Annotated in this window: 10 protein-coding genes and 1 tRNA gene; 7 read left to right on the top strand and 4 right to left on the bottom strand. The window is 35.4% G+C overall.

Annotated features, from left to right (window positions below; translation table 11 throughout):
- The first annotated feature begins 10 nt into the window (after positions 1 to 10).
- Both NG655_RS08355 and NG655_RS08350 read left to right on the top strand, forming a co-directional pair.
- Positions 11 to 3121 carry a type I restriction endonuclease subunit R gene (locus NG655_RS08355; RefSeq protein ID WP_252158859.1) on the top strand — a complete coding sequence of 1037 codons (3111 nt, stop codon included), beginning with the start codon at positions 11 to 13 and terminating at the stop codon, positions 3119 to 3121.
- Between the two features lie 361 nt (positions 3122 to 3482).
- Complete coding sequence (locus tag NG655_RS08350; protein ID WP_252158858.1) at positions 3483 to 4115, top strand: recombinase family protein; 633 nt, start codon at positions 3483 to 3485, stop codon at positions 4113 to 4115.
- A 597-nt stretch (positions 4116 to 4712) separates the two neighbouring features.
- Here the strand turns inward: NG655_RS08350 and NG655_RS08345 are convergent.
- The gene (locus NG655_RS08345) at positions 4713 to 4883 is read right to left on the bottom strand and encodes a hypothetical protein (protein ID WP_252158857.1); all 171 of its coding nucleotides are present in this window, start codon (positions 4881 to 4883) and stop codon (positions 4713 to 4715) included.
- A gap of 489 nt (positions 4884 to 5372) precedes the next feature.
- Between NG655_RS08345 and NG655_RS08340 the strand changes: the two genes are divergently transcribed.
- On the top strand, positions 5373 to 5819 hold the full coding sequence (locus NG655_RS08340; RefSeq protein ID WP_252158856.1) for a hypothetical protein: 447 nt from the start codon (positions 5373 to 5375) through the stop codon (positions 5817 to 5819).
- A 281-nt stretch (positions 5820 to 6100) separates the two neighbouring features.
- Entirely contained in the window at positions 6101 to 7750 is a 1650-nt protein-coding gene (locus NG655_RS09495; RefSeq protein WP_419469280.1) for a recombinase family protein, read from the top strand.
- Here the strand turns inward: NG655_RS09495 and NG655_RS08335 are convergent.
- Positions 7710 to 7782, bottom strand: a tRNA-Met gene (locus NG655_RS08335). The genes NG655_RS09495 and NG655_RS08335 overlap by 41 nt on opposite strands.
- A 189-nt stretch (positions 7783 to 7971) precedes the next feature.
- On the opposite strand from NG655_RS08335, the gene era reads away from it, so the two are divergent.
- Complete coding sequence (gene era / locus NG655_RS08330) at positions 7972 to 8856, top strand: GTPase Era (protein ID WP_252159108.1); 885 nt, start codon at positions 7972 to 7974, stop codon at positions 8854 to 8856.
- Positions 8857 to 8929: 73 nt separating this feature from the next.
- Entirely contained in the window at positions 8930 to 10234 is a 1305-nt protein-coding gene (gene der, locus NG655_RS08325; protein WP_252158855.1) for a ribosome biogenesis GTPase Der, read from the top strand.
- A gap of 3 nt (positions 10235 to 10237) precedes the next feature.
- Here the strand turns inward: der and NG655_RS08320 are convergent, their stop codons facing one another.
- Together NG655_RS08320 and NG655_RS08315 are read right to left on the bottom strand one after the other, a co-directional pair.
- The gene (locus NG655_RS08320; protein WP_252158854.1) at positions 10238 to 10567 is read right to left on the bottom strand and encodes a MerR family transcriptional regulator; all 330 of its coding nucleotides are present in this window, start codon (positions 10565 to 10567) and stop codon (positions 10238 to 10240) included.
- A 2-nt stretch (positions 10568 to 10569) separates the two neighbouring features.
- Positions 10570 to 11547: a M23 family metallopeptidase gene (locus NG655_RS08315; protein ID WP_252158853.1), complete on the bottom strand. Its 978-nt coding sequence runs from the start codon at positions 11545 to 11547 to the stop codon at positions 10570 to 10572.
- Between the two features lie 104 nt (positions 11548 to 11651).
- Here NG655_RS08315 and alaS point away from each other — a divergent pair, with 104 nt between their 5' ends.
- Positions 11652 to 14261, top strand: a complete 2610-nt coding sequence (gene alaS / locus NG655_RS08310; protein WP_252158852.1) for an alanine--tRNA ligase — start codon at positions 11652 to 11654, stop codon at positions 14259 to 14261.
- Positions 14262 to 14310: the final 49 nt, after the last annotated feature.

Genomic DNA, 14310 nt, shown 5'->3' with positions numbered 1-14310 from the left:
CCTACCTAATATGCTTAATGAAGATCTCATAGAAATTGCTTTTATTGATCAGTTAACTGGTCAAGGTTTTAAGTTTCATCATGGCCCTGATATTGCTCCTGATTCAGACAACCCACAACGTAATAACTTTGATAGCGTTGTTTTAGAAAATGAACTGCTTAGAGCCATTGAAAGACTAAACCCAGGAGTTCCTTCTTCTGCAATTAATGAGGCCCATCAAAAAGTGCTGAGCTTAGGCACAGAGGAAATTATGGAAAATAATGAGCGTTTCCATACCTATCTCACAAGTGGCGTTTCAGTAGAGTTCACAAAAGATGGCGCATCTAAAGGAGTAAATATTGATTTATTAGACATTGAGAACCCAGAGAACAACACCTATTGGGTAGTCAACCAATTAGTAATAAAAGAAAATAATGTAAACAGAAGATTGGATGTAGTTATCTATATCAATGGTCTTCCTTTAGTAGTTGTTGAACTTAAAAATGCCACCAGTGAAAAGGCTACGATTCGTAATGCTTACACTCAAATTCAAAACTATAAAAAGGACGTACCAAGTATCTTTTTCTACAACGCACTCTGTGTTATATCGGATGGTATAGATGCGAAGGTTTCCAGTCTATCTGCTCCCTTTACTCGATATTTAAGCTGGAAGGCTAAAGAGGATGCTGGAGTTCAAACAGACCTTCAGGTCATGACTAAGCATATGTTTGATAAGAAGGTTTTGTTAAACCTTATCAGATACTGTACGGTTTTTGAAGCAGAAGAGAAGAAAGACGAAACAACAGGCTTGGTTTCTATCTCAAAGATTAAAAAGGTGGCTGCTTATCATCAGTATTATGCAGTTCAAAAGGCGGTTGAGCAAACCCTAAGAGCCACAAGTTCTGATGATGGTGACCGTAAGGTTGGTGTAGTTTGGCATACCCAAGGAAGTGGTAAGTCATTGTCTATGGTATTCTATAGTGGGCAGATTATTACCCATCCACAAATGAAGAATCCAACCATTGTTATCCTTACCGATAGAAATGATTTAGATGATCAACTCTTTGGAACTTTTGGAAACTGTGTTGGATTACTAAGACAAACGCCTGTTCAAGCTAAGAATAGAGAACATATCAAAGAACTATTAAAAGTATCTGGTGGAGGTGTAATATTTAGTACTATTCAAAAATTCAGTCCTGAAGAAGGTAATGTATATGACACTCTATCTGAGAGAACCAATATTGTTGTAGTTGCTGATGAAGCACACAGAAGTCAATATGGATTTAAAGGTCGTTTAGTGGAGATAGAAGATGGATCAGAGATTCGATACGGAAATGCTAAATACATGAGAGATGCACTTCCTAATGCTTCATATATTGGGTTTACAGGAACGCCTATTGAAAAAGAAGATAAGTCCACACCTGCAGTATTTGGAGACTATATAGACATCTATGATATTAAACAGGCAGTGGATGATGGAGCAACTGTTCCCATCAGTTATGAGGCTCGTTTGGTAAAGATTAAATTGGATAAAGAAGTTAGCTCTGAAATAGATGCTTTGGTAGAAGAGGTATCAGACACCACAGAAGATCAAATAGAGAAATCTAAAAAGAAAAATGCAACCATCAATGCTATTGTAGGTCACCCAGATCGCTTGAAAGATGTAGCAATAGATTTAGTCACTCACTTTGAAGCTCGACAGGAAGCATTTGAGGGTAAAGCTATGATTGTGGGAATGACAAGACAAATTTGTGTTGATTTATATGCTCAAATTATTAAGATAAGGCCTGATTGGCACAGTGATGATTTAGATAAGGGTATTATAAAACTCATCATGACCAGCTCATCAGATGATCCTGAAAGTTTTCAACCTCACCGAACAACAAAACAACAAAGAAAGGAATTGGCCATTCGAATGAAAGAGCCAAGTGACGCCTTAAAATTGGTAATTGTTCGTGATATGTGGCTTACTGGTTTTGATGCTCCAAGTATGCATACCATGTACATAGATAAGAAGATGCAAGGAGCAAATCTGATGCAGGCTATTGCAAGAGTTAACAGGGTCTATAAAGACAAACCAGGAGGGTTAATAGTAGATTACATTGGTATTGGCCAAGAACTTAGAAATGCCATGGGTACCTACCTTCAAAGTGGCGGAGAAGGAAAAGCGTTTGTAGATATTAGAGAAGCAATTGCATTAATGCAAGAGAAGTTTGAGATTGTAGAGCAAATGTTCCATGGGTTTGATTACAAAGCATATTTCAAAGCAGAAACTAATATTAAACTTCAAGTATTACTTGGTGCACAAAACTTTATCCTATCAAGCAAAAATTTAAAAGATAGATTTTTAAAAGAAATTACGGCACTTTCTAAAATATTCGCCATGTCTATTCCGAGCTTTGAAGCAGATGTCATTAAAGATGATGTCGCCTTCTTTCAAGCGGTTAAGGCAAGGATAAATAAGTTCAACCCCTCAGGAGTTAAATCAAATTATGAGGTAGACACTGCCATTAAACAAATCGTAGATGAGGCTCTAAGTAGTGATGGAGTTATTGATGTATTTGAAGCTGCTGGAATTAAAACACCAGACATCAGTATTCTTTCTGACGAGTTTTTAATGGAGGTACAAAACATGCAACAAAAGAATGTTGCTTTTGAACTTTTAAAGAAACTATTAAGTGATGACGTGAGAGTGCGTAAGACTAAAAACATATCACAGGCTAAGAAATTCTCTGAGATGATTGAAACGGTAGTCAACAGATACCATAACAACCAAATTGACTCTGCACAAGTCTTAGAAGAATTATCTGCCATTGCAAAAGAGATGAGGCTTGAAGATAACAGAGCACATGAGTTAGGGCTCACAGAAGACGAGTATGCGTTCTATAGCGTGCTAAATCTAAATGACTCTACCAAGATGTTGGATGATCATAAAATGAAAGAACTCATACACCATATTGTTGATGTCATTCGTAAAAACGCCACGGTTGATTGGAGTAAGAGAAGTGATGTTAGAGCCAAGTTAAGATTAACTGTTCGTAAGCTATTAATTAAATATGGATATCCACCAGATTTAGCTCGTATGGAAGCAGATAGAGTTATTGAACAGAGCGAGTTGTTAGCAAATGAATTAAGTGATTAAATTATTCATATTCTATAAAAAATTGAAAAAATTTATTTTTTAAAAATTCGAGTTTTACCAAAAAATTCCAGAAAAATCCGGCGAGGGGAATTGACCCCCTCTGGGAAAGTCGAAAAAGAGTCTAATTAAGGGGGGATGTCGGAGGGAGTCCGGCCGGGGGGTCCCCATCATTCTTTACCAATGTGCGGATAACAATGATTACGATCAATCCGTGACGGTGATCCTTCGCTAATTATTATCCGCACACAAAAAGTGTCTCAAAACAATTATTGTAGCAAAAATTTAGCATTTATTATTCCGGAACCCCATTAATCCGCTGTATCATAGCATCATAGAAACCCAAAGGATTAAATTGATACATATGATTAAGACTGCAATTTACTCAAGAGTTAGTTCAGAGTCAGAAAGACAGGATACAGAGAGACAAACAAACGAACTGCAACAATATGCTAAGAGAATGAACTATGAGTTAGTTCAAGTTTTTGAAGAAAAGGTAAGTGGATTCAAAAAGAACGATCAAAGACCAGTTTTTTCAAAGATGTTGGAAATGGCAAAAGAGGGATCAATTGATAAAATATTAGTTTGGGAGTTAAGCCGTATAGGGAGGTCTGTACTTCAGTCACTTCAAAACATCCAACTCCTACATGATTTAAAAGTCGGACTTTATATAAAGAATTTTAATCTTGAAACGCTTAACGAGGATAAGACACCAAATAGTTTATCAATGTTTATGGTCCAAATATTATTTAGTGTTGCAAATATGGAATCTCAGATGACCCTATCTCGATTGCAGTCAGGTTACCGTAATCATATCAAGAAAAATGGAAATCAAAGTGTTGGTAGAAAAAAAGGAAATACTGATTGTGATGAAAAAATATTAAATCGTCACTCAGATGTTGTGCGGTTAATAAAGAGGGGGTTGTCAATCAGAAATATTAGTGCAATAACGAATAAGTCAACGAACACAGTATTAAAAGTGAAGAGGATTATATGATGGGGTTATTTCTGATTATTACTGGAGTTGTTTTGATGTATCGAGTTGAGACTATTATCATGCGACCACAATACAATTTAAAGATACCTATGGAAGACTTCTTAGAAGACATAACGGAATGGGTCAGGACTATGTACCCGACACGGAGAAAGTCCCCCAGTATGGTTGTTTCAATCTTAAAATCAGACGCAGCAGGGGATTTCAATTATCATACGAATGAGATAACTATCTACCTTAAAAATAATCCAACTATTGAGATTCTTGTGGATACCCAGATTCATGAGTCTATACACCATGTATGGACAGATACGAAACAAAAGCAGCTACAGTTTGAGAAACAACTGGAAGAGTATGGTTATTGGGATCATCCGAGTGAAATATTGTGCAGAAGTTTGGCAAAATCACTTACTGAGAGATATATGAAGTCAAGGTTTCAAAAAAATTGGGTTTGGCTTTAAAAGGAGTCCAATCACTACAAGAATAAATCTGGGGTTATTGTAATACAAGTTCTTTGAAATTTATTGGATTGGGTATCTAACAGGGTACGAGTCTTTGTACTTTTTGTCATTTTAAGGGATTTTAGAACTATTGATTTTTTTACGACAAATTCCTTCTATTACTTCTCCTAATTTTCTGTAGCTGGCGTTGAATGGATTCTCTAATGAACTCTGATTTATTCATTTCTTCTTCGATTACAGCGTCTATCATGTTCTTATACTGGGATTCAGTAATTCTAATTGTAATTGATTTTTTTTTATTTCTTTTCATACCAGTATTTATGATTTGTTTATTCTAATTCAGGAGATATTTTTAGTTGTTTTTATTATCTATTTACTTTAAAGTTTCCCTGTTGAAGATTGGTAGTGCGATAGAGTCCCCTTACCCATTTAAGGGGTCTATCACTCCAGGTTTCTTCTGTTTCGACCCGGTCCCACGACGTCACCGAAAGACGTGGTTTGTTGACTACTTTAGAGGAATCGGTTCCCCTGAGATCTAACCTTTCAACTTTGTGCTGGTCATTGTCCTTTTGATCTCGTCCCACAGTAAGACTTAAGACTGTAACCGCTACCGTTATTTACTCCGACCAGTTACCGTCGATATCAATAAATATGTCCTACAAATGAAAAAGTCATAGAATTATAAAAATATTTTTTTCAGGGGGTTGATTATCCAAGATAAATTGTGTATTAATTACATACAAAGCATTGAAAAACAATGTTTTATGTATAACAATTATAACATTATAAAATAACAATCATGAAAAAAAATGAACTACTAAAGCACTATGGGATGACCCAAAACACATCTTTAACGGATGATGAATTAATGTTGCTGCTGAATTATTTGGAAACTGAAAATGACAAATTGAAAGAGCAACATCAAGAAGAAAAAGAACAACTTGAGTCAGCTTGGAAGCTGTTTCATTATATTATATGGATTGAACGAGAGGATAAAGAATATTACTCTTTGTTTGATGTCAAATTTCCAGGTCAACCGTTTAAAATTTCAAAGAGTGTACTTGACCTTTTGTCAAAAGATCTTAGATTTTGTTCTCGTGACGATAAATACTATTACGGCCATAGATGTGACTTAATCATACATGAACTTAGTTTGTTTAGAAAAGACAAATCAAATGAACTTCATTTCAGCTCGGATATACGCAAAAGCGATAGGCAAAGGATAATTAAAAATATTTTTTCTTAGAAGTCAGCTCAATGGAATAACCCTTCCATGAGTAATTGGGTTATGGTATGTTATCATTCAAATCCATGGATAACGCCAGATGGTATAAACTGCATTATTGAACCAATGCAGATAGAGTAATTATCTATTAAATTGGAAAATTTAGAAGAATCGAAACTGTCGCTTGACACATTTCGAAGAATAACAGGTGATCATGACACACCTGATGAAGTTGTTATGGAAATCATCAACAATTTGTATAACCTAAGTTGCATTATTTGCAACCACAATAATTTAAAATAATGAATAACGAATATTTCAAAAGGTTTGTTAAAAGTGAACCAGAAAAAGAGAAAAATAATAATGTTTGGGTATATACCCGAGTATCATCGAAGCAACAATATGATTCAAATCACAGTTTGGAGAATCAAATTACATCAGCAAATAAATTGGCCGAAAAAAGGAACTATAAAATCACTAATGAATTTGGAAATACTTATGAATCTGCAAAGAATGACTTTACGCGTAAAGAGTTCATGAAACTGATTAATGAGGTGAAACGAAGTCGACAAAAACCTTTCGCCATAATGATTTACAAAATGAGTAGATTCTCAAGAAGTGGAGGTAGCGCAATTGGACTTGTAAATGATCTTGTTCGGAATCAGGGAGTTCATCTTATTGAAGTATCTACTGAGTTAGATACAACCACAGAAGAAGGAGAGATACAAATTCATTATTCCTTAATTCATGCACGTAAGGAAAATGTTGAACGATTAACCCATACAATCCCAGGTTTAAAACGCTTTGTAAAAAGTGGTAATTGGCTTGGCAGAGCACCAAGAGGTTATGATCATTATGGACCCAAGGTAAAGAACCCGAAATTTGTTCAAGGAATTCAGCAACTCAAGGTTAATGATGACGGTAGACTTTTAAAAATGGCGTGGGATTGGAAACTTCAAAATATACCAGACTTCCAAATCAGACAAAAATTATCAATAAGAGGTTTGAGAATCAATAAACAAACGCTGAGTGCAATGTGGCGAAATCCTTTTTATTGTGGAATGCATAAAAACACTTTCCTTGGGGGAGAAATTATTGATGGTAATTGGAAAGGTTTAGTATCAAAGGATAATTTTAAAATCATTAATGATCGTTTTGATAGTAAACCTAAGAAGGAGTATAAACCTTATACCGCACAAATGGACAGACCTCTTCAAAATCAACTCTATTGTGGCTGCTGTGATTCTAAAATGACTGGTTACAAGGCAAAGGGTAAATATGATTACTACAAGTGTCTAAATACAAGTTGTAAAACCAAAGATTTGAGTGCGAATTCCTCCAAAAAGTCTATAAAGGAGGGTATTCACAACCTATTTCAAAATCTACTAACGAATTTTAAGTTAAAAGAGGAGTTAGAGGATGTTTTCAAGGAACAAATGAAACTAACGCTTATTGAACAGAGTTTTAAGATCTACGGTGATCAAACAATACTTAAAAAACGTTTAAGGGAGTTGCAAACTAAAAAAGAGACATTAGATAGTAGATTTGCATTTGGAGAGATTGATAATGAATTATACAATCGATTCATTGGTGCTGTAACATCTGAATTGATTGAAATTGAGGAAAAATTAGAAGATTCTCAAATAAAAATATCGAACCTGGATAAAAAGGTTTCTGATTTGATTGAATTTAGTAAAAACATGAGTAATATATGGGTGTCTGGAGAATATGAGACTAAATTATCTGTTCAAAAATTACTGTTTCCAGAAGGGATAGTCATAGACCCTGAAGACAGAACATATCGAACCTCAAACCTCAACCCAATATTCGGGTTAATTCATTCATTTACAGGTGGTAATGATGATACAAATAAAAAACGGACCAGTAGTAATACTGATCCGTCTTGTGTAGTAGCGGGAGTAGGACTCGAACCTACGACCTTCGGGTTATGAGCCCGACGAGCTACCTACTGCTCTATCCCGCGTTGTGGATGTCAAAGATAAGGATATTAATGGCTTCAAAACAAGATAAAACGAAAATAAATTTAATTCAATGACTGTTAGGAGAGTAGAATGCCTTTTCCTTCATAAACATTCATGTGCTTTTAAATTATAAAACTTATTCATGAACATTCAATCCACTTCTTATGAAGTCCTTACCTTTGCAACTAGTTATGGAAAAACATAAATCAGGTTTTGTTACCATTGTTGGAAATCCGAATGTAGGTAAATCAACTTTAATGAATGCATGGGTTGGAGAACGACTCTCGATTATTACTTCGAAAGCTCAGACTACGCGCCATCGTATTTTAGGAATAATTAACGGAGACGATTATCAAATGGTTTTGTCTGATACTCCTGGAGTTATTAAGCCTAATTATGAGATGCAATCTTCTATGATGGATTTTGTAAAAGGAGCTTTAGAAGACGCTGATATTTTAATATATATGGTCGAAATTGGAGAAAAAGAATTGAAAGATTCTACTCTTTTTGACAAAATAAAAGCATCTAAAATACCCCTACTTTTGTTAATCAATAAGATCGATACAGCAGATCAAGAACTTCTAATGACTACCATTGCTTTTTGGAAAGATTTGCTCCCAGATGCCGAAATTTTTCCAATTTCTGCAATAACAGGATTTTCTGTAAAAGAAGTATTAGATTACATAATCGATCGTTTGCCAGAGGGACCAGCCTATTATCCAAAAGACCAACTTACTGATAAGCCGGAGCGTTTTTTCGTAAATGAAGCTATCCGAGAACAAATTCTCCAGTTTTATTCTAAAGAAATTCCCTACGCAGTTGAGGTTGACACAGAAGATTTTATTGAAGAAGCAAAAATAATTAAAATCCGTTCTGTTATTATGGTCGAGCGAGAAACCCAAAAAGGAATTCTTATTGGACATAAAGGCTCTGCACTCAAGCGAGTTGGAGTAGGCGCTCGAAAAACACTTCAAGCTTTTTTTGGTAAAAAAGTTCATTTAGAACTTTATGTTAAAGTAAATAAAGATTGGCGTAACAACGTAAATCAGTTAAAACGTTTCGGGTACAAACATTAAAAAGTATTCCTTTTAAAGAAACACCCATTAATACTTGCAAAAAGATTATTTTTGCAATTCTAAAATATTTAAAATGAGCGCAATTGTAGCTATAGTAGGAAGACCCAATGTAGGGAAATCAACTTTTTTTAATCGTATGATTCAGAAAAGAGAGGCAATTGTTGACGCTGTCAGCGGAGTTACTCGAGATCGTCATTACGGAAAAACAGATTGGAATGGTCGAGATTTTTCGTTAATCGATACTGGAGGATACGTTGTGGGTAGTGATGATGTTTTTGAAAAAGAAATTGATAAACAAGTAGAGCTTGCTATCGAAGAAGCTGATGCTATAATTTTTATGGTAGAAGTCGAAACCGGTGTAACAGGTATGGACGAGGAAGTTGCTCACTTGCTACGTCGTTCGCGAAAACCAGTTTTTCTTGCCGTAAACAAAGTAGATAATGCGATGCGCCAAGATGGAGCAGTTGAGTTTTATAGTCTTGGCTTTGATAAAGTTTATCCGATATCTGGAAACAACGGTGGAGGTTCTGGAGAATTGTTAGACGATCTAGTTAAAGCACTTCCAGAGGAAACAGAGTCTAATGATGACGATGTTCCAAGGTTCGCAGTTGTGGGTCGTCCTAACGCTGGAAAATCATCTTTTATAAACGCTCTAATTGGAGAAGATCGTTATATTGTAACTGATATTGCTGGAACTACTCGTGACAGTATTGATACCCGTTATAATCGTTTTGGGTTTGAATTCAATCTAATCGATACCGCAGGAATACGTCGTAAGGCTAAGGTTAAGGAAGATATTGAATTTTATTCTGTAATGCGTTCTGTCCGAGCGATAGAGCATTGCGATGTTTGTATCTTAGTAGTTGACGCAACTAGAGGTTTTGATGGTCAAGTTCAAAATATCTTCTGGCTTGCACACAGAAATAACAAGGGAATTGTAATTCTTGTAAACAAATGGGATTTGGTTGAAAAAGATCATAAAACAACTAAAGCATTCGAAGATAAAATTAAAAAGGAAACAGCTCCTTTTGTTGATGTTCCAATTGTATTTGTTTCTTCAATCTCTAAACAACGAATTTTTAAAGCAATTGAAACGGCTGTTGATGTATTTAAAAATAGAAGTAATCGAGTGCCTACTCGAAAGCTTAATGATATTCTTTTACCAGTTATCGAAAGAAAACCCCCGCCAGCATACAAAGGAAAACATGTTAAGATTAAATTCTGTACTCAGTTACCGACTGCACATCCTCAATTTGCTTTTTTCTGTAATTTACCACAGTACGTAAAAGACCCTTATAAGCGTTTCTTAGAAAATCAAATGCGTGAGATATTCGATTTTGAAGGAATTCCGATTACTTTGTTTTTTAGAAAAAAATAAGGACTACAGGTTGTCGTGGAGACTCTCTAATTCTTTTTTAACGCGCTCTAATTTTTTAAGTACATCCATTTTAGCTTCTTGAGAAGATTTAGAAACTTTCAATTGATTCTTAGCACCTTCAATAGTCATTCCTTTCTCTTTAAGAAGATGATAGATTATTTGAATGTTTTTAACATCTCCAGGAGTGTATTTTCGAGCACCATTGGTTTTCTTTTTAGGTTGAATCTCTTTGAATTCTTTTTCCCAAAAACGCAATAAAGAAGTGTTTACGCCAAATGATTTAGCAACCTCTCCAATCGTATAGTATCTTTTTTCAGGTAAATCGATTTCCATAATTAATCGAATGATTGGTTCTCCTGTGAGGCTTGTGCAATAAGTGCATCAAATTCTTCGGAACTCAGATTTCCGTAGTAAAAATTTAGCGGATTGATTTTTTTTCCATCCTTAAAAATCTCATAATGCAGGTGAGAAGCTACGGAACGACCCGTATTACCAACGTAACCAATGATGTCTCCTCGCTTAACTTTTTGACCTTTTCTTACGTTGTATTTATGTAAGTGGGCATATAAACTCACATATCCAAATCCGTGATCGATTCGAATGTGGTTACCATATCCTGATGAACGGTTGTCTGCTCTTACAATTTTACCATCTCCAGTTGCGTAGATTGGAGTTCCACGAACTGCAGAGAAATCCATTCCATAGTGTTTCTTTCTTGCTTTCGTGAAGGGATCAATTCGCCATCCAAAACCTGAAGCCATTCTTTTTAGATCTTCTTTTCTAACCGGTTGAATAGAAGGTATCGCAGCAAGCAATTCTTCTTTGCGTTCCGCTAGTTCTTGAATTTCCTCTAATGAATTGGATTGAACAACAAGCATCTTGGATAAGATGTCAATCTGTTTGGTTGTGTTTATAATCATTTCAGAGCTGTTGTAGCCTTCAAGGTCATTGTATCTGTTTACTCCACCGAATCCTGCTCTTCTTTGCTCTTTAGGAATAGGAGAGGCCTCAAAATAAATTCTGTAGATGTCGTTATCTCGTTCTTCAATATTACTAAGTACAGCTTGCATTTGTTCGATTCTTCTACCAAGCAAATTAAATTGTAATTCGTAATTACTTAATTCACGTTCTTGTAAAATCTCCTTTGGAGTTTTAATTACGTCTGTATTTAAAAGGGTAAATAATCCAATGACGCCAAATAATAAGGACGAAATGAGAAAAAGGAAAAGGTTTGAAACTTTCAGTCTTTTTCCGGGTGAAATCGGTCTGTAAGAAAGCGTTTCGGGATCGTAGTAATATTTAACCTTTGCCATGAACAATTTTCTTGTAAATTTTCATTTCTTTTGCATAAAGAAATAAAACATTAAACAAATATAAGGAAATTTATAATTTCTTTAAGTTCATAAAATTTTATAAAATGAAATCAGCTGAAGTACGTCAACAATTTCTAGATTTTTTTGCTTCTAAAACACACAAGATTGTTCCGTCTGCCCCAATGGTAGTTAAGAATGATCCCACGCTTATGTTTACAAATGCAGGGATGAATCAATTTAAAGAATATTTTTTGGGGAACAGCATCCCTAAAGATGTTCGTGTTGCAGATACTCAAAAATGTTTACGTGTTTCAGGGAAACATAATGATCTCGAAGAGGTTGGTATTGACACTTACCACCACACCTTTTTCGAAATGCTAGGAAATTGGAGTTTTGGTGATTACTTCAAAGAGGATGCAATTGCTTGGGCTTGGGAGTTGTTAGTTGATGTTTACAAGATCGATCCTTCAATTTTATACGTTACAATTTTTGAAGGACACGATGGAGATGGTCTCGCAAAAGACACTGAAGCTTATGATTTTTGGAAAAAAATAATTCCCGAAGACAGAATTTTATTGGGTAATAAAGCTGATAATTTTTGGGAAATGGGAGATCAAGGTCCTTGTGGTCCTTGTTCTGAAATTCATGTAGACATGCGTTCTGCTGAAGAAAAGAAAGCGATTTCTGGGGCTTCTCTAGTAAATATGGATCATCCACAGGTTGTTGAGGTTTGGAATCTTGTATTTATTGAATTCAACAGAAAAGCAGACGGAAGCCTTGAAAAGTTACCCGCTCAACATATCGATACTGGAATGGGATTTGAAAGGTTGTGTATGGTGTTACAAAATAAAACATCAAACTACGACACCGATGTTTTTACTCCATTGATCAACGAAATTGAACAAAAAACAAAGCTTGTTTACGGAAAAGAAGAGGTTATCGATCGAGCAATGCGTGTGATTGCCGATCATGTGCGAACTGTGTTTTTTGCAATTGCAGATGGTCAGTTGCCAAGTAATACTGGAGCAGGATATGTTATTAGAAGAATCCTAAGAAGAGCGATACGCTATGGCTATACTTTTTTAAATCTAAAAGATCCCTTTATATTTGAACTTGTCGATCGTCTAGAAGTTCAAATGGGCGCCGTTTTTCCTGAGTTAAAAACTCAAAAAGAATTAGCTAAAAATGTAATTAGAGAAGAAGAAGTTTCATTCTTAAAAACTTTAAACCAAGGTTTAATTCTTTTAGATGATTTAATTTCTAAAACTAAAGGGAATACTTTAGGAGGAGAACAAGTTTTTGAATTATATGACACTTATGGATTCCCAGTTGATTTAACAGCCTTAATTGCCAGAGAAAAAGGATTTGAAGTAGATGAAATTGGCTTTGAAAAAGCAATGGAAGCACAGAAAAGCAGATCTCGTGCTGCTTCTAGTTCAAGTGCAGAAGATTGGACCGAGGTCAATGAGGTTTCTATTGAAGGGTTTGTTGGATATGATCATTTAGAACAAACCGTTAAATTAGTTCGATATAGAAAAATAAATTCTGCTAAGTCTGGAGAACAGTTCCAGCTGGTTTTTAATTCAACTCCTTTTTATCCAGAAGGTGGAGGACAGGTAGGAGATTCTGGAACCTTAACAAATTCTGATGGAGAAGTAATTTTTATCGAGGATACTAAAAAAGAAAATAACTTAATTGTTCATTACACAAAGTCATTACCTGAAAAATTAAACAACTCTTTTGTTGCAAAGGTGAATTCCGAAGAACGTTTTCGATCAGAATGTAATCACTCTGCAACTCACCTAATGCATCAGGCACTTCGATCAATTTTAGGTACCCATGTTGAGCAAAAAGGATCTATGGTACAAGGGGCAAATCTTCGTTTCGACTTTTCACATTTTGCTAAACTAACCTCTGAAGAAATTAAAGCTATTGAGGTTTTTGTTAATGCTAGAATTAATGAAAGTATCAATCTCGAAGAAAACCGTTCTGTTCCTGTGGCCGAAGCTATGGAATCTGGCGCAATGGCTTTATTTGGAGAAAAATATGGAGATTCAGTAAGAACCATTCGATTTGGAGAATCTATAGAGTTGTGTGGAGGTACCCATGTTAATAACACCGCTGATATTTGGTATTTTAAAATTGTTTCCGAAAGTGCAGTAGCTTCCGGAATAAGGAGAATTGAAGCAATTACAGGCGAAGCAGTTCAAGGATTTTTTGAAGCGCAGGAAACCAAGCTGAATCAGATTAACGAATGCTTAAAGCATCCCCAAGATCCGATAAAAGCAATCCACAGTTTACAAGTCGAAAATGCTGCTTTAAAGAAAGAATTAGAAAAACTATCGAAGCTTCAAGTTCAAGCTGTAAAGCAAGACCTTCAAGCAAAAATCCAGGTGGTTAATGGAGTTGACTTTTTAGCGGCTGAAGTAGATCTTTCTGCACCAGCGATCAAAGATTTGTCTTTTGAATTAGGTCAGAATAAAGACAATGCCTTTTTAGTTCTTGTTACACAAAAGGGTGGGAAGCCGGTAATAAGTTGTTATATCTCTAAAGAGTTAGTTGCTGCTCGTTCTTTAAATGCAGGAGCTATTGTTAAGGAATTAGGGAAACACATCCAAGGAGGTGGAGGAGGTCAGCCATTCTTTGCTACAGCAGGGGGGAAAAATACAGAGGGCATTCCAGCAGCAATTGCAGCAGCTGCAAGTTTTTTTTAATAAGTGTTTAAAATGATTGATTAAGTACATTTTTTGTTAATTTTGCCTG

This window comes from Candidatus Arcticimaribacter forsetii, assembly GCF_910589745.1.
Lineage (GTDB): Bacteria > Bacteroidota > Bacteroidia > Flavobacteriales > Flavobacteriaceae > Arcticimaribacter > Arcticimaribacter forsetii.
This window is presented reverse-complemented; position numbering and strand designations above follow the sequence as displayed.